At 38.8% G+C, this 22,574-nt stretch carries 20 protein-coding genes, 1 other RNA gene and 1 other annotated feature; of the genes, 3 read left to right on the forward strand and 18 right to left on the reverse strand.

Annotation, left to right across the window (positions count from 1 at the left end; genetic code table 11):
* Positions 1-379 precede the first annotated feature (379 nt).
* Positions 380-577 carry a DUF4083 domain-containing protein gene (locus tag NSQ14_RS12165; protein ID WP_346216397.1) on the forward strand — a complete coding sequence of 66 codons (198 nt, stop codon included), beginning with the start codon at positions 380-382 and terminating at the stop codon, positions 575-577.
* Between the two features lie 124 nt (positions 578-701).
* Here the strand turns inward: NSQ14_RS12165 and NSQ14_RS12170 are convergent, their stop codons facing one another.
* From NSQ14_RS12170 to NSQ14_RS12220, 11 genes are all read right to left on the reverse strand, one after another.
* Positions 702-1,475 carry a tRNA threonylcarbamoyladenosine dehydratase gene (locus tag NSQ14_RS12170; protein WP_034771310.1) on the reverse strand — a complete coding sequence of 258 codons (774 nt, stop codon included), beginning with the start codon at positions 1,473-1,475 and terminating at the stop codon, positions 702-704.
* Positions 1,476-1,690: 215 nt separating this feature from the next.
* Positions 1,691-1,875, reverse strand: a non-coding RNA gene (gene ssrS, locus NSQ14_RS12175) — 6S RNA.
* Between the two features lie 273 nt (positions 1,876-2,148).
* A complete protein-coding gene (gene aspS / locus NSQ14_RS12180) occupies positions 2,149-3,924 on the reverse strand; it encodes an aspartate--tRNA ligase (RefSeq protein WP_034771400.1) in 1,776 nt (591 codons plus the stop codon).
* Between the two features lie 20 nt (positions 3,925-3,944).
* Complete coding sequence (gene hisS, locus NSQ14_RS12185) at positions 3,945-5,216, reverse strand: histidine--tRNA ligase (RefSeq protein ID WP_041903918.1); 1,272 nt, start codon at positions 5,214-5,216, stop codon at positions 3,945-3,947.
* Positions 5,217-5,392: 176 nt separating this feature from the next.
* Positions 5,393-5,642: a binding site (T-box leader), on the reverse strand.
* Positions 5,643-5,703: 61 nt separating this feature from the next.
* Positions 5,704-5,880, reverse strand: coding sequence for a hypothetical protein (locus tag NSQ14_RS12190; RefSeq protein WP_034771312.1), 177 nt, complete (start codon positions 5,878-5,880; stop codon positions 5,704-5,706).
* A gap of 298 nt (positions 5,881-6,178) precedes the next feature.
* Entirely contained in the window at positions 6,179-6,631 is a 453-nt protein-coding gene (gene dtd / locus NSQ14_RS12195; protein ID WP_034771313.1) for a D-aminoacyl-tRNA deacylase, read from the reverse strand.
* Between the two features lie 13 nt (positions 6,632-6,644).
* Positions 6,645-8,837 (reverse strand): RelA/SpoT family protein, encoded by a 2,193-nt coding sequence (locus NSQ14_RS12200; RefSeq protein WP_034771314.1) that lies wholly within the window; start codon positions 8,835-8,837, stop codon positions 6,645-6,647.
* 484 nt (positions 8,838-9,321) lie between these two features.
* Positions 9,322-9,834 (reverse strand): adenine phosphoribosyltransferase, encoded by a 513-nt coding sequence (locus NSQ14_RS12205; protein WP_041846212.1) that lies wholly within the window; start codon positions 9,832-9,834, stop codon positions 9,322-9,324.
* Positions 9,825-12,185 carry a single-stranded-DNA-specific exonuclease RecJ gene (gene recJ / locus NSQ14_RS12210; protein ID WP_346216398.1) on the reverse strand — a complete coding sequence of 787 codons (2,361 nt, stop codon included), beginning with the start codon at positions 12,183-12,185 and terminating at the stop codon, positions 9,825-9,827. Before recJ ends, NSQ14_RS12205 begins: the two co-directional genes overlap by 10 nt.
* 108 nt (positions 12,186-12,293) lie before the next feature.
* Complete coding sequence (secDF, locus tag NSQ14_RS12215; RefSeq protein WP_346216399.1) at positions 12,294-14,555, reverse strand: protein translocase subunit SecDF; 2,262 nt, start codon at positions 14,553-14,555, stop codon at positions 12,294-12,296.
* Positions 14,556-14,681: 126 nt separating this feature from the next.
* On the reverse strand, positions 14,682-14,981 hold the full coding sequence (locus NSQ14_RS12220) for a post-transcriptional regulator (protein WP_041846209.1): 300 nt from the start codon (positions 14,979-14,981) through the stop codon (positions 14,682-14,684).
* Positions 14,982-15,113: 132 nt separating this feature from the next.
* Between NSQ14_RS12220 and spoVB the strand changes: the two genes are divergently transcribed.
* Complete coding sequence (spoVB, locus tag NSQ14_RS12225) at positions 15,114-16,664, forward strand: stage V sporulation protein B (RefSeq protein WP_328186479.1); 1,551 nt, start codon at positions 15,114-15,116, stop codon at positions 16,662-16,664.
* A gap of 76 nt (positions 16,665-16,740) precedes the next feature.
* Here spoVB and NSQ14_RS12230 read toward each other — a convergent pair whose 3' ends face one another.
* The gene (locus NSQ14_RS12230) at positions 16,741-17,379 is read right to left on the reverse strand and encodes a DUF421 domain-containing protein (RefSeq protein WP_251246282.1); all 639 of its coding nucleotides are present in this window, start codon (positions 17,377-17,379) and stop codon (positions 16,741-16,743) included.
* A gap of 164 nt (positions 17,380-17,543) precedes the next feature.
* Between NSQ14_RS12230 and NSQ14_RS12235 the strand changes: the two genes are divergently transcribed.
* Entirely contained in the window at positions 17,544-17,933 is a 390-nt protein-coding gene (locus tag NSQ14_RS12235; RefSeq protein ID WP_346216400.1) for a TIGR04086 family membrane protein, read from the forward strand.
* Between the two features lie 94 nt (positions 17,934-18,027).
* Here the strand turns inward: NSQ14_RS12235 and yajC are convergent, their stop codons facing one another.
* The 6 genes from yajC to ruvA all read right to left on the reverse strand — a co-directional run bounded on the left by yajC (position 18,028) and on the right by ruvA (position 22,486).
* Entirely contained in the window at positions 18,028-18,276 is a 249-nt protein-coding gene (gene yajC, locus NSQ14_RS12240; protein ID WP_346217122.1) for a preprotein translocase subunit YajC, read from the reverse strand.
* Between the two features lie 45 nt (positions 18,277-18,321).
* Positions 18,322-19,461 (reverse strand): tRNA guanosine(34) transglycosylase Tgt, encoded by a 1,140-nt coding sequence (tgt, locus tag NSQ14_RS12245; RefSeq protein WP_346216401.1) that lies wholly within the window; start codon positions 19,459-19,461, stop codon positions 18,322-18,324.
* 19 nt (positions 19,462-19,480) lie between these two features.
* Positions 19,481-20,509 (reverse strand): tRNA preQ1(34) S-adenosylmethionine ribosyltransferase-isomerase QueA, encoded by a 1,029-nt coding sequence (gene queA / locus NSQ14_RS12250; protein ID WP_034771337.1) that lies wholly within the window; start codon positions 20,507-20,509, stop codon positions 19,481-19,483.
* A gap of 16 nt (positions 20,510-20,525) precedes the next feature.
* Positions 20,526-20,732 carry a DUF2905 domain-containing protein gene (locus NSQ14_RS12255; protein WP_034771339.1) on the reverse strand — a complete coding sequence of 69 codons (207 nt, stop codon included), beginning with the start codon at positions 20,730-20,732 and terminating at the stop codon, positions 20,526-20,528.
* Positions 20,729-21,730: a Holliday junction branch migration DNA helicase RuvB gene (gene ruvB / locus NSQ14_RS12260; RefSeq protein ID WP_034771341.1), complete on the reverse strand. Its 1,002-nt coding sequence runs from the start codon at positions 21,728-21,730 to the stop codon at positions 20,729-20,731. The genes NSQ14_RS12255 and ruvB overlap by 4 nt, the downstream gene beginning before the upstream one ends.
* Before the next feature lie 153 nt (positions 21,731-21,883).
* On the reverse strand, positions 21,884-22,486 hold the full coding sequence (gene ruvA / locus NSQ14_RS12265; RefSeq protein ID WP_034771343.1) for a Holliday junction branch migration protein RuvA: 603 nt from the start codon (positions 22,484-22,486) through the stop codon (positions 21,884-21,886).
* Between the last annotated feature and the right edge of the window lie 88 nt (positions 22,487-22,574).

Raw genomic sequence — 22,574 nt, forward strand, 5'->3', positions numbered from 1 at the left:
TAAAATGGATGAAGGCTTTTTTGACGACGAGACTTGTTTTCGTCACCATTTTGTGGCGTGAAACTCCTTTTTTTGGCGACGAGACCCCTTTCTCGTCACCTTTTTGTGGCGTGAAACTCCATTTTTTGACGACGAGACCCTTTCTCGTCACCACTTTGAGCCGAAATACTCCATTTTTTGACGACGAGACCCGTTCTCGTCACCATTTTGAAGCAGAAAACGCTCTTTTTCGACGACGAGACTCGTTCTCGTCACCACTTTGAGCCGAAAAACTCCATATTTTGGCGACGAGACCTATTTTTGTGACAAAGAACACTCTTATTAAGATTTCAGAAAATACATTCGTATGTTAAAATTAGTAAATGGGAGGTGATATACTATGGGCGTGGTTAATTTTGCTTCAACAATTTTTGCGTTTATTTATTTTGGTCTTATCGTCTTACTTATCGTTTCCTTCACTCTTTTTATCCGAAAAATTCTTATCAATTCTTCCAAGGAAAATCAACATTTAGAAGAAATTGAAAAGAGTTTGAAAAAAATTACAGAATTACTTGAAAAGGATAAAAATGCCGATTAGCAATTGCACAATTGTACCATTTCGGCAGATGATTGACATACTAGCATTAGTAGTTATCCCACTTGTTTTTGTCATAGAAAAATCAGTAAAGAATTCTCTCTCTACTGATTTTTCTATGAGCCTTTTAAACTAGCATCTCATCTTTCACACGGTTGATTTTAACACCTTCTAAAATTTTTCTTACTACATAACTTGCCATAATCAAGCCGACCACCGATGGGACAAATGCATTGGATGAAGGAGGCATTTGTCCTTTGCGGGTCGGTGCTTCATCATTCCCAACATATTGGCGAACATCTTCACGAATGACAATCGGGCTTTCATCAGAAAAAACAACCGGAATACCTTTTTTAATCCCCGCTTTTTTCAAATGGCCGCGAATAGCCCGGGCAATCGGGTCGGTATGAGTTTGCGAAATATCGGCAATTTGGAAGCGGGTCGGATCCATTTTATTTGCCGCCCCCATACTGGAGATAATCGGAATATTTCGTTTCAAGCATTCTTTCATAATATGAACTTTGTAAATGATCGTGTCAGATGCATCGACAACAAAATCAATACCGTAATGAAAAATTTCCTCATATGTTTCTTCCGTGTAAAACATTTTTAGTGCAATTACTTCACAATCCGGATTGATATCGGCAATCCGTTCCTTCATCAATTCTACTTTCGATCGACCGATAGTTGACAGCAAGGCAATGATTTGACGATTCACATTCGTAATATCAACATCATCTTTATCAATTAAAATTAACCGGCCAACACCGCTTCTCGCTAATGCTTCAGCTGCAAAAGATCCGACACCGCCAATCCCGAGAACAAGGGCGGTTGTATTTTTCAGCTTTTCTAAACCTTCTTTTCCAATGGCTAATTCATTCCTTGAAAACTGATGTAACATTGATCCACATCCTCTGTAAATAGAATCATTGAAGTAATTTTACATTTTCCCATCTTTTACTACAGGCGCTTAAAAACAATTTTTCAATATAAAATTTCCCTCTATAAGTGGAGGAATCCCTTTAAATCGGCAAAAGAAATACCCTTTGAAAATCAAAAGGTAGTGGGTCCAAAATTTATTTCATTTCTAATTTCGCATTTTTAACAAACAAAAAGAGATGTCCCAATCGTGCCGTCGTTTGGATGCCTGTTTTGAACCCGCTCTCAGCAGGTGGGTGTCCTGTTCTAAGCTTTACAAGTCCACTGTTACGAGGCATTTGCGCCACTTAGAAACTTCAGACTCCCTAAGGCAAAAATGTTCGGTCAAAACGTTAGCAAACTTACGGTCACATCAGGACTCTCTTCGTTGTTTTTATAATAACATAAATTCAGTGAAACTTCAATCCGTCGTATGATGTGTAAGTTGTACCAATCTTCCGGTTTAGCCTCTTATACTACCTAATCTTTTAAGAGGGTCCGTGTAGGATACAGTGAAACTTCAACCAGTGGAAATCCATATCCCACTCAATGTTGATTACGAAATCAGACCTTGGCTAACCCCACTCCCACCTGTATTCCTCATTGACTGCCTGCCATTAAAAATTTCAAACAAGCGGAACAGGAAATACCTTCCTTTACTCTTTCTCTTTGTTAATGACCGAAAGTTGAAGCTCATCCAATTGCGCCTGACTGACTCCACTCGGTGCGTTTGTCAACGGATCACTTGCACTGGCTGTTTTCGGAAATGCAATGGTATCACGCAAGTTTGTTCTTTCAGCAAGAATCATAACAAAGCGGTCTAAACCAAGGGCAATCCCTCCATGTGGCGGTGTCCCATATTCAAAAGCATCCATTAAAAATCCAAATTGACTTCGGGCCTGCTCTTCGGAAAAGCCAAGAGCGCGAAACATTTTTTCTTGAATATCCCGTTCAAAAATACGGAGTGAACCGCCGCCCAACTCATACCCGTTTAATACAATATCATAGGCTTGTGCGCGAACCTTTCCGGGGTCAGTATCCAAAAGCTCGATATCTTCCCTGAACGGCATCGTAAACGGATGGTGGGCAGCATAATAGCGACCATCTTCATCGTCATATTCCAATAACGGCCAGTCCGTTACCCAAAGGAAATTAAATTTTTTCTCATCAATCAGTTGCAAATCTTTTCCCAATTTCAAGCGAAGGGCACCAAGGCTGTCAGCTACAACTGATTGTTTATCGGCTACAAACAATAATAAGTCACCGGTTTCTGCTTCCAAAATTGATGTTAATTGACTTCGGGTCGCTTCATCAAAAAATTTCGCGATTGGACCGTTGAAACCTTGATCGGTAACCTTGACCCACGCCAGTCCTTTTGCACCGTAACGTTTCACAAATTCCGTTAATCCATCAATATCTTTACGTGAATACTTGTCAGCCGCTTTTTTTACATTGATTCCTTTCACTTGTCCGCCGGAAGCAACCGTATCGGCAAAAACTTTGAAACCGGAATCTTTAACAGCTTCAGAAAGATCAACAAGTTCAAGGCCAAAACGAGTATCCGGTTTATCCGACCCGAATCGGTCCATTGCCTCCTGATAGGTAAGGCGCGGAAACGGTATCGTAATATCAATACCTTTTACATCTTTCATTACCTTTTTCATCATCCGTTCAACAATGTCAATAATATCTTCCTGACTTAAGAAACTTGTCTCAATATCAATTTGGGTAAATTCCGGCTGACGATCTGCACGTAAATCTTCATCACGAAAACAACGGGCCACTTGGTAATAACGGTCAAAGCCACCAACCATCAGCAACTGTTTAAAAAGTTGCGGGCTCTGCGGCAACGCATAAAATTCTCCCGGATGGACGCGGCTGGGAACAAGATAGTCCCGCGCTCCCTCAGGCGTACTTTTTGTCAATATCGGGGTTTCCACTTCTATAAAGGCTTCACTGTCTAAAAAGTCACGAATCGCTCTTACCGTTTTATGCCGTAATTTTAATGTCTCATACATCACCGGACGACGTAAATCTAAGTAGCGATATTTCAACCGCATTTCCTCCGTGATTTCGGCATTGTTATCAATCATAAACGGCGGTGTTTTCGATTCATTTAAAACAGAAACTTTTTCACAATGAATTTCAATTTTTCCTGTTTTTAACTTTGGATTTTCTGTACCTTTTTCCCGTAAAACAACTTTTCCTTGTACATCCAGAACATATTCACTGCGAACTCCATCAGCAATGGCCAAAGCTTCTTTTGAAACATCCGGATTGAAAACGACCTGAACGATGCCGGTTCGATCCCTTAAATCAATAAAAATAAGTCCGCCGAGGTCTCTCCTTTTTTGGACCCATCCTTTTAACACAACGGTTTCCCCTTCATTTTTTTCGGAAATTTCTCCACAATAATAGGTTCTACCAAACATTGACATTTTTCCATCCTCCATCAAACAGCAAATTGTTTAATCTCTTCAATAAATGTTGCTAATTTAATTTCTTTTTGTTCACCGGTCTCCATATTTTTCAATTGGACAATACCGCCATCCAGTTCATCCTCACCAATAATTACCACGAACTTTGCATGTAGCCTGTCTGCCGATTTTAATTGAGCTTTCATCTTCCGACCCGTATAGTCGCGGTCAGCTGAAAAACCGTTATTCCGCAGTTCACTTAGTAATTTTACTGAGTAATCTTTTGCCCGTTCACCTAAAGCAACAACATAAAAATCAAGACCGTTATGTATATCCGGTTGAACTTGCTCTGCTTCCAATGCAGCAATCAGCCTCTCTATACTTAATGCAAAGCCAATTCCCGGTGTTTCCGGTCCGCCGAATTCCTCAACAAGCCCATTATAGCGACCGCCGCCACATAATGTTGTAATGGCACCAAAACCCGGTGCAGAACTCATAATCTCAAACGTTGTCGCATTATAATAGTCAAGACCGCGAACCAATGTCGAATCAATTGTATATTCGATACCTAAATCGGTTAAATATTGACAAACTTTATCAAAATAAACTTTTGATTCGTCGTTCAAATATTCTAAAATTGACGGCGCGGTTTTCATCAGTTCATGTTCCCGGTCAACCTTGCAATCCAAAATTCGCAACGGATTTTTTTCTAACCGGTTTTGACAATCTTCACAAAACTCGCCGATTCGAGGCCGAAAATGGTTGATTAGCGCTTCCCGGTGTTTTGCCCGGCTTTCTTTATCGCCTAAACTATTGATGACTAAATGAACATTTTTTAATCCGGCCTCTCTGTAAATATTCATGGCAAGACTGATTACTTCGGCATCAATGGCCGGATCTTGACTTCCCAATGCTTCAACACCAAATTGAACAAATTGACGGTATCTCCCGGATTGTGGACGTTCATAACGAAACATCGGACCAATATAGAAAAGCTTTACCGGTTGATTCGGGTCACCATACATTTTATTTTCGACAAAGGATCGGACAACCGCTGCTGTTCCTTCAGGTCTGAGTGTCAAGTCACGACCGCTACGATCTTGGAAGGAATACATTTCTTTTTGAACGATATCGGTCGTATCACCGACTCCTCGTGCAAAAATTTCCGTATGTTCAAAAATAGGTGTTCTTATTTCTTCAAAATGATATTTATTTGTAACCTCGCGCATTTTTTCTTCCAACCATTGCCAAATTTTTGCCTGACCGGGAAGAATATCCTGGGTTCCTCTTGGAATTTGAACTTTCAAATGTAAAGCCTCCTTTAATGTATTACGATTTAGTTTTTAATAAGAAAAGCGCTGGGCGACCGGAGTTAGACAATAAAACTAATCCAAAGCTTTTCGCCTGCATTTTTATAATTTCTTATCTTTTAAAAAGGAAAATAAATAGGGAAAAATAAAAAAGCCCCCGTTCCTTGTCATTAACAAGGGACGAGAGCTTGATCTCGCGGTGCCACCCTAATTGAAGAATAATACCTATTATTCTTCCACTTAAACAGTTAACGCCTGCCTACGTATTGCCCTTACTAAACCGCCCATGAAACCGGCAACGATCGTTCAGGAATCACTTCAGGAGTGTCTTTCATTTCGTCATTATGGAGGAATGCTTTCAGCCGCGACATTCCCTCTCTTTCCATTTGGGGCGAAACTACTTTTCTCCGTCATCAGTTTATTATATTAAAAATATTGTTATTGATACTTTATCATACGGGAAGCTTAATTAAAAGTCAAGTATCTATGAGCGAAAAAGATGTTTTTTCAGCTTTCTTACTTCTCCTATTGAAAGTCCGTACTCAGACGCCAGTTCAAACAAAGATGCATTTTCTTGTTTTTCAATAAAGTCATGGAAGTCTACGCCAAAAACTTGTTTCCCTGTCAGGTTTACCTGATCATTTTTATCACTTGCACGCATCATTTTCCTCCTAAAAAAGTTTTGTCGATAATAGTATGTCCTATTCTAACGTTGCTTTTTCATAAAAAAAGACAAACTCCGGTTAAGTTTGTCCAACGATGCGAGTGATGTAATGATCGTCCGGTCAATAATTAATTTGTACTTTTGATTAGGCAGCTCTGGCTTGTCTACCAATGATGTAATGATTTGCCTGCCAATAATCAATATAGTACTTTTGACGAGAACAGGTGGCTCCTATCATTAGTTTACCTGTTAATTATCAAGGTTACTTTTAATTAGAACTGCTGTGGTTTATCTATCAGTGATTCAGTGACTGACTGTCAATAATCAATGTAACCGGTCCGTCATTCGTAAAGGTTACATCCATCATTTCACCAAATTTACCTGTCTCAACGACAAAGCCTTTTTCCCGTAATCGCGTATTAAAATATTCATATAATCGATTGGCTTGATCCGGTTTGGCCGCTTCCATAAAATTAGGTCTTCTCCCTTTCCGGATATCCCCGTATAACGTAAATTGTGAGATGGAAAGAATCTCTCCTTCAACGTCTGACAGGGAAAGGTTCATTTTCCCGTTCTCATCTTCAAAAACGCGAAGACCGGAAATTTTTTCAGCAAGGTATTCTGCGTCTTTTTCAGTATCTGAATGGGTCACACCGATGAGTAAAACAAATCCTTTTGCAATTTTCCCTACGATTTCTCCATTCACCGTTACACTTGCATTTTTTGCCCGCTGTAATACAGCTCGCATTTCGTACCCCCCTTTAATTCATTACTCGGCGGACCGTATAAATATCATGGATTTGTTTAATTCGATCAACAACTTTTTTTAGATGGGCAACATTTTGAATCGATATTGATAAATGGATTGTAACGATTTTGTTCCGATCGGTTTTTCCTGTTACCTGGGTAATATTTGTTTTTGTCTCAGCAATTGCTTGTAATACTTCATTCAATAACCCTCTCCGATCATAACCGTTAATTTCCAAATCAACATTGTATTCTTTATTTGTCGAGGCATATCCTTCCCACTCAACCGGGATAAGCCGATCTTTTACATCATCGCCCTTTACATTCGGACAATCCGTTCTGTGAACCGAAACACCGCGTCCCTTCGTTATATAGCCGACAATTTCATCACCCGGAATCGGACTGCAACATTTAGACAAGCGAATCAGTAAATTATCGATGCCTTTGACACGGACTCCTGCATCCCGGCGTTTCGGATGATTAACAGGTTTTAACTCGGAAATATCTTTAAAGAGGAGTGTTTCATCCATATCTTTCTTTTTCCGTAATTTTTCGGTTAAGCGGTTGGCTATCTGAGCCGCTGTAATGCCATTGTAACCGACTGCCGCAAACATATCTTCTTCATTGGCAAAATTAAACTTATCCGCTACTCGTTTCAGGTTCTCGCTTGTCATAACTTCTTTTATATCAAATTCCATATTTCGAATTTCTTTTTCAACAAGTTCTCTGCCTTTATTGACATTTTCTTCCTTAAGTTGGCGTTTAAAGAATTGTTTAATTTTGTTTTTTGCCTGTGATGTTTGGGCGAGTTTAATCCAGTCTCGGCTTGGTCCATATGAATGTTTTGACGTAAGGATTTCGATAATATCACCGGTTTTTAGGCGGTAATCAAGAGGTACCATTTTATTATTTACTTTAGCCCCAATCGTCTTATTACCTATTTCTGAATGAATTCGATAAGCAAAATCAATTGGTACAGACCCGGCCGGCAATTCAATGACATCACCTTTAGGGGTAAAAACATACACCATGTCAGAAAACAGGTCAACTTTTAATGAAGCCATAAATTCTTCGGCATTTGAAGATTCATTTTGAAATTCAAGAATTTCTCTAAACCAGGTTAGTTTCTTTTCAAATTGATCGGGTGTGTTAAACTTTTTCCCTTCTTTATAGGCCCAATGTGCAGCAATCCCGTATTCTGCAATTTGATGCATTTCAAACGTACGGATTTGTACTTCCAATGGATCCCCTTTTGGACCGATAACCGTTGTATGCAAGGATTGATATAAATTTTGTTTCGGCATTGCAATATAATCTTTAAATCTTCCCGGCATCGGTTTCCAGCATGTATGAATAATTCCAAGAACGGCATAACAGTCCTTAATACTGTTTACAATAATTCGGACAGCCAGCAGATCATAAATTTCATTAAATTGTTTGTTTTGGAGGACCATTTTCCGGTAGATGCTGTAGATATGTTTGGGACGACCGGTAATTTCAGCTTTAATCGAAACTTCATCTACCCGCTTTTGAACTTCATTGATCACTTCTTGAATATACTCTTCCCGCTCAGCACGTTTTCTTTTCATTAAATTGACAATGCGATAATATTGTTGAGGATTTAAATAGCGAAGAGCCGTATCTTCCAATTCCCATTTTATTTTTGATATTCCAAGGCGGTGAGCAAGCGGTGCAAAAATTTCTAATGTTTCATTGGCGATTCGGCGTTGTTTTTCTTCCGGCAGATGTTTCAATGTCCGCATATTATGCAATCGGTCGGAAAACTTAATGATGATAACACGCATATCCTTTGCCATTGCCACAAACATTTTCCGATGATTTTCCGCTTGTTGTTCCTGATGGGATTTATACTTGATTTTCCCTAATTTCGTTACACCATCAACGAGCATAGCAATTTCTTGACCAAATTCTTCTTCAATTTGCGCCAATGTTATATCCGTATCTTCAACAACATCGTGAAGAAACCCCGCCGCAAGTGTTGCCGGATCCATTTTTAAATCAGCCAAAATCCCGACAACCTGAATCGGATGGATGATATAGGGCTCACCGGATTTTCGAATTTGATTATGGTGTGCCTGTTCTGCAAATTCGTATGCATGGCGAACCAATTCCGTATGTTCTTCATTTAAATAACTACTTACTTTTTCCATACACTCTTCAATTGTCATTGTTTGATCGGAACTCATGATAATCACCTTTATAGAAATGCATCAATATTTGTATCAAAATAGTCATAATTATCTGTCCCAATAAAGTGGAACTTCAACCAGTGACAGGAAAATCGCTAACCCACGCTGGATTGTAAAAGGAACTCAAAGCAAATGTGCCAAACGGCCTTGTTGCAACGTTTGTCTAATCAACATGTACAACCCAAACCAATCGGACTAAAGGAGCACATCCCCTCTACCACTTAACTTTTGTGTCGAAACAAATCTGGGGGTCCTTGACTGATGAAATGGGGAATTATTCAGCTAAATGAAAACTTGCACATTCTTATTGATTGTTATTATTATTGATAATTATGGCGAAAAAGTAAAGCATTTTTATTTTTGTGTAGTTTAATATATATATTTCCAAGAAAGAATGCAAATTCGATGCACCGGGAAATTTTAGAATTTCTTATTTTGTTAAAAAATAGCTTGGCGAAAAAGCCAAGCCCAAAAAACGAAACTAGTATTGAATCAAAGTTTTTAAATCGATGCCTGATAATTTTTCCCGACCGTTTAAATACGTTAATTCAATAAGAAATGCCGCACCAACTACGATTCCGCCTAATTGTTCAACTAATTTTTTGGTTGCTTCAATCGTCCCGCCGGTTGCCAATAAATCATCAATAATCAACACCCGTTGTCCGGGTTTTACCGCATCTTTATGAATAGTCAGGACATCCTTACCATATTCCAAGCCATATTCTACTTTAATTGTTTCCCGAGGAAGTTTCCCTTCTTTACGTACCGGCGCAAACCCAACGCCTAAAGCATAAGCAACCGGGCAACCAATGATGAATCCGCGAGCTTCCGGACCGACGACAATGTCAATTTGTTTTTTTTTCGCATACTCAACAATTTGTTCAGTTGCATACTTAAACGCAGCTCCATCGGCCATTAACGGCGTAATATCTTTAAAACTAATTCCTTTACTTGGCCAATCTTCAACTATCGCAATATATTTTTCTAAATCCATGCCTTTGCCTCCTTCATATTTGCAGTACCGATAAATCTATCGAGACTATTTTTTAATTGTTTATAGGATGAAAAGAGCAACTCTTTTTCCAATTGAATAATTTCCTGTCTTAATTGGTAAGTTTTCGATTCTGATAAATCTCGTTTTGACGGATTTTTTATAACTGAAAGAATACCATTATCCATTGTAACAAAATTCAGTTCAAAAAACACCGTTAGCATAAATTTTATGGTATGAAGTGACCATCCTTTATATTTCGCCAATTCGGCTCCATAACGCCGGAAATCAAACACACCTTTTTTACACAAGAATGCATACATCCATTTAAAATGTTCTCTTGTCGGCATCGTATTTAAGAGTTCGATATCGTCTTGATAAAAATGGGCATAAATTCTTGCAACCTGCTTTCCTGCCAATAATGACTCTAATTGTTTTTTTGATTGGGGTAAATCAATTAGAACAATGTTCATTCCGTCGATATCACAATTTTTCGCTGAGGCTTCAGAATGGATGATTTCAAGACCGGCAGCGAATTCGGATAAATTCATTTGGTTGACGGTGGATTCGCGAAAAACAATCAGTTTACTGCTTTTTTCCGGTACTTGATGAATCCACTGGTCGATTCTTCGGTTACCGCGATAATCAAACAATTGCCATTCATCAATACAAATATCTTTTAATATGAACTGCGGTTTACTGACATGATTCCATTCATTAATCGCTAACTCTCCAATGACCGAAGCTTTCGATAATGGTGATATTTCATCGGCAAGATCCCCCATATGAAAACCGATACAATCAAGTTGAGCCGAATGGTTTTCAATGATTGCTTTCAGATGATTTTTCTCTGCACCGACTTTTTTGATTTGTGGCAATTGAATATCATTTATTAAAAGCAATGGTTTTGGATTTTCTGTTCCAAACGGGGCAAACTGAAGCAATTCTTTAACAGATTGCAAATGGATATCCTCCAATGGAATCATCCCATCGACTTCAGTAACCGGGATAAAATCCTCTTCATCTAATTGTTCACTTGCCAACCGGTTCAACCGTTCCCTTAATTCCGGAACATCTGAGATTTTCATAGTCAGCCCGGCAGCCATCGGGTGTCCTCCAAAATGCGGCAAAAGTTCTTTACATTGGAACAAATTTTGATACATATTAAATTTTGGAATACTTCTTGCCGAACCCTTAGCCAATCCGGTTGCTTGATCAAAAGAAAAAACAATAACCGGCCGATAAAATTTTTCCACTAATCTGGAAGCAACAATGCCAATGACCCCTGCATGCCAGCCTTCCTTACCGACCACAATGACCTGATCGTCTATGTAATTTGATGATTGAGAAATTTCCTCAATCGCTTCAACAGTTATTTTATCGACGATTTCTTGTCTTTCTTTATTGATTTCATTAATTTCACGGGCCAATTGTTCAGCCTCATCTTTATCATTTGCCAAAAATAAATCAACGACCATACCGGCATGGTATAATCTTCCGGGAGCGTTTATCCGCGGGGCTAGTCCAAAACTAATTGATTCCTCATTTAATTCTTGCTGATTGATCCCGGCAATCCACATTAACGCCTTTAAACCAAAATGATCCGACGATTGTAAGAGAGGTAATGCTTTTTTTACAATCAAGCGATTTTCATCTTTGAGAGGTACTAAATCAGCTATAGTTCCGATTGCTGCAAACGGAAGCAATTCTTCCGGAACTTTCCCTAAAAGAGCCATCACCAATTTAAACGCGACACCGACACCGGCTAAATCTTTAAACGGGTAATTGGAATCAGCCCTCTTCGGATGAATAATCGCCAAACAATCCGGGAGTTCCGGTCCGGGTTCGTGATGATCGGTGATGATTAAATCAATACCAATTTCTTTTGCCACTTTTGCTTCATGAATCCCGGCAATTCCGTTATCAACCGTGATAATTAAATGATAACCGGCTTCTTTCAGTGTTCGAAATGCTTTTTCATTTGGGCCGTATCCTTCCGTGAAGCGATTTGGTATATAAAAATCGGCATCCGCACCGAGTTCACGTAATGTTTTCAATAATACATAAGTACTTGTTACTCCATCGGCATCATAGTCGCCATACACGACCATTCGCTCACCATTTCGAATTGCCCGAAAAATTCGTTCAACACATATATCCATATCATTAAGCAAAAAAGGATGGTGAAACTCTTCATTCGGATTTAAAAATTTCTTTACACTTTCAGCCGTATCTAAACCTCGATTGACTAATAAATTTGCTACTAGAGGTGTCAACTGCAGTTCATTCATTAATTGTTCCGCTTTTTGACGATTTCCTTCTCGAACCGCCCAACGCGTCTTTGCTTGCAACATATTTCCTTTCACCTCTCAACTCATCTATTATACTAGAGGAATAGAAGTGAATCAATGAGAGGATTAGAAAAAAAACGCCCCTAAGGTAGGAGCGAGTCGGATTCATCATTACACAACCGGTTGATCAGAGTATTTTTTCTTTTCTTTATACGTAATCAATACACCTTTTTTCTTCAATTCTTTGCCTTTCCATACGAGCCATAATTGAGCGGCAATAAAGACCGAGGAATAAACCCCGACAATTAAGCCGACCAGCATGGCAAGGGAGAAGTTCCAAATTGCTTGACTACCCATTAATAATAAGAAAATGATCGGCAATAATGTCGAAAGTGAAGTATTAATGGAACGTGTCAACACTTGACGCAAGCTTTTATTAACAATATCTTCCAATTCTTGATAAGTACGGATTCTCTTCTTTTTCTTCATATGATCGCGAATCCTGTCAAATGTAACAATCGTATCATTAATGGAAAACCCGATAATGGTTAAAACGGCCGCTACGAAATTGAGATCAACTTCAAGTCTCGAAATACTAAAGACTGCTACCATAAAGAACGAGTCATGGATTAATGCTAAGATCGCCGCTGTCCCCATTTTCCATTCAAAGCGGAATGCAGTATAAATGATGATTCCGGTTAATGAAATCAGTACAGCATAAATGGCATTTTTTACCAATTCCCGGCCAACTGTCGGAGTAACGACACTAACATTCGGATCGGCACCATATTTCTCACGGAAGTAATCTTTTAATTCATTGATTTCATTTTGAGATAAACTGCCTTTATAACGAGCGACGGCACTGTTGTTATTATCACCGGATAAAACAATATCATCCGTTTCAATATCAAATTTTGCTAATTCACTTTTCACTGTTTCTGTCGTTAAAGGTTTATCCGAGGACACTTCAATCCGGGTACCACTGGTAAAGTCAATGGACAAGTTTAACCGGAAGATAAGCAACATAACGATACCTAGTGCAATTAAAACTCCGGATAACGTAAAAAATACATTTTTTCGTCTCACAAAATCAATTTTATCAAAGCGGGTAGGAAGATCGACTGTTTCGACACCCTGTTTGATATCATGAACATCTTGTTTTTTTACACCAAACCAGCCTAATTTATGGTTAAACCAGTTGCTGTGAACGAGCAGACCCAATAAGAGTCGAGATAAATATACAGCTGTGATGAAACTGATTAATAAGCTGATAATGAGCATTGTCGCGAAGCCTTTGACAGAACTTTGTCCATAAATGTATAGAACAACGGCTGCAATGAGCGTTGTAATTTGGGCGTCAAAGATCGTGACAAATGATGTTTTATTTGATTCTTTAAAAGCAGCTTGAAGGGAGCGCCCTACTTTAATCTCCTCTTTAAGTCGCTCGTATGCGATAATATTCGCATCGACCGCCATCCCAATACCTAATACAAGTGCTGCAATACCCGGTAAGGTCAGAACCGCATTGAGTCCATCATAAACAGCTAAAAGCAGCCAAATATAAACCGATAAGGCAATACAAGCAACCAGACCCGGCAAGCGGTAATAGACAATTAAGAACAGGTAGATGGCAGCTATTCCAATAATTCCGGCTAATACGGTAGATTGTAAAGCATCATAACCAAATTGAGCTCCGACCGACGTAGAATAAATTTCTTTCAACTTAACAGGTAAAGCACCGGCGTTTAATAGTTCAGCCAATGTTTTTGCCTCTTCTACAGTGAAATTCCCTGTAATTTCCACATCGCGACTATTGATAACCTTTGAAACCATCGGTGCAGAAATATATTTTGGATTTTCCTTTCCGGCCTCTTTTGCATAGGAGTCTTTATCCTCATCAAAATCAAGCCAAATAACCATAACGGAAGGGGACTTTTCCATAGCTTTTTCTGTTGCCTTGGCAAATCTTGAGGCATCTTTCAATTTTAAGGTAACATTTGGCTTGCCGTTTTGATCATAGGATTGTTTTGCGCCCCCTTGGACAAGATCCGTACCATCAAGCAATTTATTATCTTCGGAGTCACGGAAAGATAACTCTGCCGTTGTTGATAACATTTCCCTTGCTTGTTTTTGATCCTTTATCCCTGCCAGTTGAACCCGAATGCGATTTCCTTCTTCTACATCGATTCTCGGCTCACTGACACCTAAAGCATTAATCCGTTTACTCAGTGCTTCTGCTGTACTGGTCAGTGTAGCTTGAGTAATCTTATCCCCATCATTTACAGGTTTAACCTGGTAAAGTACTTCAAATCCGCCTTGCAAGTCAAGTCCAAGCTTGATTCGATCAAGAATGGGATTTGTCGTCGTACCAAGCAAGCTGGCAAATAAAATAACGAGAAGAAAAAAAGCAATAATTCTGCTACGTTTAATCATCTGTTTAAAAATCCTCCCTTAAAGAGAACACCCATATTAGCTATGAAAAACATTTTTATATGAGGTTTCAATATCATTTATTACCATGTACATTATGTTACATCCGTTACAAGCTGTCAATTTTTCCTACTTTTTCAATAATTCTTCTAGTTCACCCGCTCCCGCATTCGAGAACCAATCCGGTCCCTTTAAATGTTCAACGGTTTGAAAGGAAATAAAATCGCTGACCTTCACATTCAAAATATCGCGGACTATTTCATAAATATGTACATCTTCCCGCGGCTTTCTCCATTTTTTTGTAAGTAAAAAATTCCATAAGTCATCTTCAGATACTTGATCATAGTCAAATACTTTAAATTCATCCAGCTTTGAACTCAAGACAACGGCAACATCTTCTCGATATTTTTCATAGAGATGAACAGCCAAAGTAATCCCCACCTTCTTCCAAATATAACGGTTTGATAAGCAATGATTAAAATTATTAGCAAGGTTGTCCACAAAATTGCATATATATCATTGTATAAAAAAAAATCCCATTTGAGAAGGCAGGGAACAAAAATGTCTAAATTTCTAAAAGGAACAATCATCCTCTTAGTTGCCGGTCTTATCACAAGAATGCTCGGATTCCTTAATCGGATTTTAATAGCAAGATTGATTGGTGAAGAGGGTGTAGGTTTATATATGATGGCTTATCCTACATTTTCTTTAGTTGTTACATTGACACAAGTTGGCTTACCGGTCGCCATTTCCAAACGGGTAGCTGAAGCGGATGCAAAGGGAGATTCCGCAAAGGTAAAGAAAATACTAGTTGTTTCGTTAATGACAACATTGACCTTATCGTTAATTTTTACACCGGTACTCTTTTTTGGCGCACCTATTTTAGCGAAAACTGTTTTTACGGATGCAAGAATTATTTATCCTATCCTTGCCATTAGTCCGGTAATCCCGATTATAGCAGTTAGCTCGGTAATTGCCGGATATTTTCAAGGGAAGCAAAATATGAAACCCTCCGCTTATTCGCTATTGATTGAACAAACGGTGCGAATCATTTTTATTATGATCTTAACGAGAATTTTCTTACCTTATGGAATCGAGTATGCAGCATCAGCGGTTATGATCGCTACGGTAATTGGAGAGTTAATTTCTTTACTTTACTTATTAACGATGTTTAAAATTCGAAAAGCGTTTCCATTACGAAAGAACTTTTTTAAAAGCTTGAGTAAGACAAAAACGATTTTTAAAGAATTAATGAGTATCGGTATACCAACGACCGGCAGCAGAATGATTGGTTCTGTTTCCTGGTTTTTAGAACCGATTGTTGTTACCCAAGCGTTAGCCATTGCCGGTGTAAGTGCCATGATGGCGACAAAGCAATACGGTGCTTTGACCGGATTTGCCATGCCGTTATTATTGCTGCCTTCTTTTGTAACGGTTGCCTTAAGCACTTCCCTTGTCCCTGCCATTAGTGAAGCCCATTCATTAAAACAATACGCAACGGTGGAAAAGCGGATCCAACAAGCATTGAAATTTTGTGTGTTAACAGGTGCTTTGCCGGTCATTATTTTGCTTGTTCTTGCCGGTCCGTTAATGGAAATGTTATATAATTCTTTAAGCGGTGCATTTTTTATTAAACTAATTGCACCGTTCATCTTATTGCAATATTTACAATCCCCGTTACAATCAGCACTTCAAGCATTAGATTTGGCCCGGGCCGCCATGATTAACAGTTTAATTGGTGCAGTAGTGAAGTTAGCGGTTATTTTCACTCTTGCTTCCAATCCAAGCTTTGGTATTAATGGGGTTGCCATTGCCATTGTTGTTGGCTTTGTACTGGTAACATTACTTCATTATGCAACCATTTTAAAGGTGATCCCACTTACTTTTTATGCCGGTTACTATGCAAAAATTTTGATTACAACCGTACTTACGGGTTTTGCGGGAAAGTATCTATATCCCATTTTTGCAGTTCAGCTGCCCTTACTATTTGCAATTTTTGCAACTGTTATCGTGATGTGCGGAATTTATTTCCTTTTCTTGTTATTTTTAAAAGTGATTAATAAAGGAGACATTCAAAAAGCGGTATCTTTAATCAGTCCAAACAGAAAATAACACTTTTTTTGATGGCAATTGTTTAGATAGAGTTAAAAAAATATAAGGTCCTTTCACTAAAGGGACCTTTATATTATTAGTTATTTTTATCAATATAAAGCTTGCCGTTTTCGTAACTGCAAAAAGATATTTCTTTCAGATTTTTAATCCCTCTTTTATTTAATTCATCGTATAACCATTCCTTATTCAAATTTAACTCTAATAATTTTTCTTCTTGCAGTTCCCCATCGATAATCAGTCCAACCGTGTAGCCGGTTTTATTTTTTTCCTTTTTTATGACAGATAATTTCCCGGTTGGTTCCAAAATTGCAAATTCAACATCGGAAATATAACGAATATTATTTTCTCTCAGTTGCATGAGGAGATCGTCGAAATTGTATCTTTGTTTTTTCATTTGTTTCTCGAGTATTTTCCCGTCTTTTATTATAATTGAAGGTTCACCATCGACTAGCTTTCTGAAATTTCGGCTTCTTAATGAAAGATGAGAAAAAATAATTTGAATGAGAACTAAAATTCCCATTGGTAACATTGGTTTGAAAAAAGATTCATTGTATCTTTCAATGGCAATGACGGCAATATCAGCAATCATAATAAACACAACTAAATCGATAATACCAAGCTCACCAATTTCCCTTTTCCCCATCAAACGAAAAATGAGGACAATTAACAAATAAACAACAACTACTCGTAAAGATATAATTCCATATATGACCATATCATATCCCCCGTTTCTCTTCAAATTAGTTTTCCTTTGTTTTCATTCCTTATTCACTCAATAAATGTGTTTAAAATTTATGAAAAAAGATTCTAATTTTGCCGAGCATTGAATATGCTTGTACCAATATCAGTTTTAATGCCATTACTATGGGGGGACTATATGTGGATACAAGAAGATTAAGCAGTTCTGTATTTGTCGGTTTAGGTGTTGTTTATGTGGTTGCCGCACTATTTAGCTTGATATTCTCATTAATTCTCAAGTTTTCATCGGTTCAAGAGGGACAACTTAGTTTAACAATTACAATTATATCGTTTATTTCCTTATTCATTGGGGGTTTTGTTGCAGGCGGCCGTGGAAAGGAAAAAGGATGGCTACTGGGAGGATTAACCGGAATATTATATACAGTGATTAATTTCTTGTTTCATTTTTTTGGATATGATTCTGTTTTTAATATGGAACAAACGATCTATTATATTTGCTTTACGCTAACTGCTGTTATGGGAGGTATTCTCGGGGTAAATATGATGGGAAACCGTTCACGGCAAGCTTGATTTTGAGGATTAAATAAAATTCAGTTCTTTTTATCTTTGAAAAAACCCAGCTCTTTTTATAGGGCTGGGTATTCATCATCACGGAAAACATTTCCTACGATTTATTCGCTTTTTCTAACACATCACGAATAGCACTACGCTCGTATGTAAGACGGCTGCCATCTCCACATTTAATAACAACTGTACTTTCATCAATGGAGTCGATAAAGCCATGGAGACCGCCAATAGTTACTACTTTATCCCCTTTTTCCAGACTTGATTGCATTTGCTGTACTGCTTTTTGACGCTTTTGCTGAGGTCTGATTAACAGGAAATAAAAAATAACTAACATCAAAACTAACATGAGAATACTGTATGTTCCTTGATTCAATTTGTTTCCTCCTCTCTATTAGAAATTTTTTGCATTAGGTTTATTAAACCCATATTGTTCAAAAAATTGTTCACGAAAGTCCAAAAGACGATCTTCAAGAATCGCTTGACGGACTTGCTCCATTAATTTTAACAGAAAATAGAGGTTATGATAAGTACAAAGTCGAAATCCTAATATTTCATTTGTATGAATTAAGTGTCGGATATAGGCACGACTGTAATTACGACAAGTATAACAATCACAATGCTCATCAAGCGGACCGAAATCACGGGCATATTTGGCATTTTTCACAACAAGTCGGCCGGTTGATGTCATAACGGTACCGTTACGAGCAATCCGGGTCGGCAGCACACAGTCAAACATATCAATCCCGCGAATGGCACCATCAATTAAGGAATCCGGCGAACCGACACCCATTAAATAGCGCGGTTTATCAGCCGGCAAAAGCGGTGTCGTAAATTCTAGCATCCGGTTCATTGTCTCTTTTGGTTCCCCGACCGACAGCCCACCAACTGCATAGCCCGGGAAATCAAGAGATACGAGATCTTCGGCACTTTGCTTTCTTAAGTCTTCATACTCGCCGCCTTGAACGATCCCGAAAAGTCCTTGATCTTTCGGGCGTTTATGTGCTTTCAAACAGCGTTCAGCCCATCGTGATGTCCGCTCCACCGATTTTTTCATGTAATCATATTCTGCCGGATAAGGTGGGCATTCGTCAAAAGCCATCATAATATCGGAACCGAGCGCATTTTGAACTTCCATTGATATTTCCGGAGATAAAAACAGCTTGTCCCCGTTCAAATGATTACGAAAATGGACACCTTCTTCTTCAATTTTTCGAAATTCACTCAAACTAAAAACTTGAAAACCGCCGGAATCAGTTAAAATAGCCTGATCCCAGTTCATGAATTGATGAAGTCCGCCCGCTTCTTTCACAATATCATGCCCCGGTCGTAACCATAAATGATACGTATTACTTAAAATAACCCCGGCACCGATTTCCTTTAATTCTTCAGGTGACATTGTTTTTACCGTCGCCAATGTTCCAACCGGCATAAACATTGGTGTTTCATATGAACCATGTGGTGTATGCAAAATTCCAAGCCTTGCACCCGTTTGTTTATCGGTTTTTATTAATTCATAACGTATCGCAGACAAATCATGCTGCTCCTTTCTTTTAATGAATAAACATCGCATCGCCAAAGCTGAAAAAACGATAACGTTCCTTTACCGCAGTTTCGTAGGCATGCAAGATATGTTCTCTGCCGGCCAACGCACTGACAAGCATAATGAGCGTTGATTTTGGTAAATGGAAATTGGTAATTAAACAATCAATTGCCTTAAACTGAAACCCTGGATAAATAAAAATATCCGTCCAACCACTTTCGGCAACAAATGAACCATTATGGCGTGCAGCAATGGTTTCCAGAGTTCTTGTTGACGTTGTACCAACAGAAATAATCCGTCTGCCGTTTTTCTTCACTTCATTCAACAAGTTCGCTGTTTCCTCAGTCATATGATAAAATTCCGCATGCATTTCATGTTCTTCTATAGACTCAACATTGACCGGACGAAATGTCCCGAGACCGACATGTAGCGTAATAAACGCAATATGGACCCCTTTGTTTTTAATGTCCGCTAACAATTTTTCAGTAAAGTGAAGTCCCGCGGTTGGTGCTGCCGCAGAACCGATTTCCCGGGCATAGACGGTTTGATAGCGATCGGCATCATCCAGCCGTTTTTTAATATATGGAGGCAACGGCATTTCCCCTAATTCATCAAGAATCTCGTAAAAAATACCGTCATACTGAAATTCGAATATTCTGCCCCCATATTCTAATGTATCTATACATTTGGCATGTAATTTACCCCCGCCAAAACTGATGACTGTTCCCGGTTTAATCCGTTTGGCCGGCTTTACAAGCGTCTCCCATTTGTCCCCTTCAATTTGTTTCAGAAGCAATACTTCTACATGGGCATTTGTGTCTTCTTTCATTCCAAAAAGTCGTGCCGGCATCACTTTTGTATCATTTAATACGAGACAATCTCCCGGGTTCAAATAATGAATAATGTCGGAAAAAATTTTATGTTCAATTTCACCCGTTTGTTTATTCAATACCATTAAACGGCTTGCGGCCCGATCTTGTAAAGGTGTTTGGGCAATTAATTCATCCGGTAAATAATAATCAAAGTCTTCTAATTTCATTGTTTCCCACCAACTTCTATCTAAATCTGTTTATAATAAAAAAGATAAGCGAAAGGACGATACTTAATAATATCGAGGTCATAATTGGAAAATAAAAGGTTGTGTTACCTTTTTGAATGATAATATCACCGGGCAGCCTACCAATTTTAATAAACTGCATCAAGAAACCAACAAGAAAGATAATGCCTCCGATGGTCATCAACATTTTTGCCAGTCCTGTCATTTTTTCGGAACCTCCATGTGAAAATGTTCATATACAGCTCCAGTTACGACTCTTCCTCTCGGTGTCCTTTGTAAGAAGCCGATTTGTAATAAATAAGGCTCATAGACATCCTCGATCGTTTCAGCTTCTTCGCCGATTGTTGCCGCAATTGTATCCAATCCGACCGGTCCGCCGTTAAATTTTTCTATGATTCCTCGCAATAATTTATGGTCAATATGATCCAAACCCAATCGGTCAACTTGCAACAGGTCAAGTGCTTCATTGGCCAGTGCTCGTGTAATCGTACCGTCACCTTTCACTTGGGCAAAATCACGAACCCTGCGGAGTAACCGGTTTGCTATTCGAGGTGTCCCCCGGGAACGTAATGCAATTTCGTTCGCTGCCCCTTCATCAATTTCAGCATCCAATATTGAGGCGGTTCGAAAGACGATTTCGATTAACTGGTCAGGTTTATAATACTCTAATCTGCTTAAAACTCCAAATCGATCCCTTAGCGGTGCAGACAATGCCCCGGCCCGGGTTGTTGCTCCGACTAAAGTGAAGGGAGGCAAATCGATTCGAATCGAGCGAGCACCGGCACCTTTCCCAATCACAATATCCAAGCAAAAATCTTCCATTGCCGGATAAAGGACTTCTTCTATTGCACGATTAAGACGGTGAATTTCATCAATAAATAATACATCGCCGGGTTCAATGGCGGTTAATACGGCAGCAAGATCACCGGGCCGTTCAATGGCGGGACCTGATGTTGTCCGTAAGTTTCCCCCCATTTCATTGGCAATGATTGCTGCCAATGTTGTTTTCCCTAATCCCGGGGGACCATATAACAGGACATGGTCTAAAGTTTCCATTCTCATTTTCGCTGCTTCGATAAAAATTTTTAAGTTATTTTTCACCTGATCTTGTCCGATATATTGGTCAAACGAATGGGGGCGCAAATTTTGTTCCAAAGATAGATCCTCAAAATCGGCTTGATCGGATATAATTCGTTCTGTCATGACAATCCCCCTCTATATGGTGATGAAAAACTACTTCCTACTTGGGACTTAGTTCATTCCCCACCTATCTTTTATGTAAACTCGAAAAACTTGAGGTGAAGGTCCTACTACCCGTTAAGGTGGTAACGAGACTTTTCGTATACGGGTCCGTTTTTATAAATGAGACAGTTTCTTTAAAGCTAATTTTATATATTGATCCGTAGATAATTTTTCCGTATTTAACATTCCGGCGACCTTCCTGATTTCCTTGTTCGAATAGCCGAGCGCTTCAAGAGCCAACAATGCCTCCTTGAGTTCATGATTTTCCTCATCCATAACCTCGCTACCTCCTCCAGTATGATCGGGAAGGTCATCTAAAAATTCCTGCAGTTTCCCTTTCAGATCTAATATTATTTGTCTTGCCGTCTTTTTACCGACACCGGGAAAAGTAGTTAAGAACTTCTCGTTTTCTTGCTCGATAGCATGGGCAATCTGCTTCGGCTCTCCTGCTGCAAGGATGGCAAGTGCCCCTTTAGGTCCAATACCGGAAACATTAATCAATTTTGTAAAGAACTGTTTTTCCTCTAATGTTCGAAAACCGTATAAAATATGTGCATCGTCCCGTACATGAAAATATGTATATATTTTCTGTTTTGTTTGATCTTGACGAAAAATATACGGATTCGGTGTAAATATTTGATAACCGATTCCATGATTTTCAACAACAATGTATTGCGGACTAATATATTCTACGGTTCCAACAATATATGCGTACACTTAATCCTCTCCCCGTTCTAACTGTCATACATTTTACCACAATTATAACAGTAAAGAGAAGAGGGACAGCCTCTTTCGGAAATGAATC

The sequence above is a fragment of the Caldifermentibacillus hisashii genome, assembly GCF_039654145.1.
Taxonomy (GTDB): Bacteria; Bacillota; Bacilli; order Bacillales; family Caldibacillaceae; genus Caldifermentibacillus; species Caldifermentibacillus hisashii.